This is a genomic window from Lewinella sp. JB7 (assembly GCF_024297185.1).
Classification (GTDB): Bacteria; Bacteroidota; Bacteroidia; order Chitinophagales; family Saprospiraceae; genus Neolewinella.
The window spans coordinates 1-1,740 of sequence record NZ_JANCTD010000027.1; the positions used below are offsets into that span (position 1 = coordinate 1).

The window sequence follows — 1,740 nt, forward strand, 5'->3', positions numbered from 1 at the left end:
CACTTCTTCGAATGGCATAGCGGCTTTTCCGCTAAAATTCGGTGTGAAAAAGTGTTACCTAGGTCTATTTACTTTTGTATACCAGGTCCCTTGACTGTACAGATTTCCGCCAACGGGGGCGCCCACGCAGCCGGGGCATGCTTTATTCGAAGGTAATAACTCAACCCTCACCAACGAGCGGGGGCGGCGCGGCGGCATGGACCGAAACCGACCAACGGGAGCTTTCGGGCCATTGGCGACGGGACGGCCTCGTGGGCTTTCGGAGAACCTAACCAGCACTCCCCTCCCCCGGCCCCGGTTGACGCTGGGCGCGATGTTCGGCGCATTATTCTTTTACATAATAGATGGTAGCCCGTCCTTTTCCCACCTGCTTAATCTTATTTTCGGCCTTTAAGTAGCCCATATCCTTTCTCAGGGTGTGAATGGTTTCACCAGTGAATTCTTCGGACACATCTGATATTTTCACCGGTTCGTTCTCGCGAATGAAGCTTAGAATGTGCTTTTGCCGGTCATTCAAATAAGATTTTGCTACCCTGATCTTATCGAATCTGGACTCTAAAATTTCAATCGCCTCGTGAAGCATCCGCAAAAAATAGACGATCCAATCCCCGATGTTCTCCTTATTCGTGTAGCGATTCTGCTGGCAGCTCATTAGAACTCGATAATATTCCTTCTTCCTTTTCTCTATTTCGGTTTCCATTGAGGCATAATTCATAAAATCGTAGTCCTGCCGTAACAGCAACAAGGTGGTTAATAACCTGGAAAGCCTGCCGTTGCCGTCCTGGTAGGGGTGGATGGATAAGAACTCATACACGAAGGCGGCAATAACGATGAGCGGATGATATTCGTTTCCAGCTAAATGAAGTTTGGTCCAGGCGATGATTGCCTCCATCTCACCGGAAACTTTGCCTGGTTCCGTGGTATTGAATATTACTTTCTCCGATCCGCCGGGATACTTAGCTACTACCTTATTGGTAGTCCTTTTGTAGTCTCCCCGGTGGTATTCATCTTTGGCACTGGCCTTCAATAGCAGTTTGTGGAGATGATGTATGTTGTTTTTTGTTAATTCAATATCCGGGTATGATTCCAACACTAATTCTAGGACTTCATAGTAGCCGTATACTTCTTGTTCATCTCTGGCTTTAAGTTCACTCATGGACAGGTTTGACAACAGTGACTCCACCTCTTCATTCGTCAAGGCTGATCCCTCAATTCTAGTCGAGGAACCGATACTCGCAATGGTAGCTATCTGTCTCAACTCCCGAAGCAATGCCGATTCCTTAAGTTCTAATCCTTTCCACTTTCCCTTGAACGAATCGATGTACGCGATCTCCCTAATGACCGTCTGGGTTGCCTTGAAATCCAACTGTAACTTTTGATCCATTATTTTATGTGTTGATCACCAAAGGTACCGTGCCCAAATCTCATTTCCTAGAATGTTATTTGAATATTATTAGATTGCCAAGATGGTCTTTTTTGTCCTGGCTCTAGCAATTGCTTAGGCTTACCCTAGAGTCTCCGCTGAGGTAGATGAGATTTGGGATTCAAAAGTCCAGCTATGCCTAACCAGTCTCACCGTAGTGCCAGGAGGAGGCGGGTGCATATCTGGTTGCGCCGAACGGGTGTGGCCACGCCTTTCCGGGGAAATAGCACCAACCAGCTTTACCGGCTCGAATGTAAACACCACCTAACTGTATCTTCTCTACGGCCAGGATCCAGGCCCCGGATTGACGTGGCCAC

Annotated in this window: 1 protein-coding gene; it reads right to left on the reverse strand. The window is 47.6% G+C overall.

Annotation, left to right across the window (positions count from 1 at the left end; all coding sequences use genetic code 11):
- Window positions 1-325 precede the first annotated feature (325 nt).
- Entirely contained in the window at window positions 326-1,384 is a 1,059-nt protein-coding gene (locus NMA52_RS18655; protein WP_254829226.1) for a Fic family protein, read from the reverse strand.
- Window positions 1,385-1,740 lie beyond the last annotated feature (356 nt).

Bases quoted from the DNA above. Each gene is read 5' to 3' on its own strand.
- NMA52_RS18655 (WP_254829226.1), bottom strand. From the start codon at position 1,384: ATGGATCAAAAGTTACAGTTGGATTTCAAGGCAACCCAGACGGTCATT.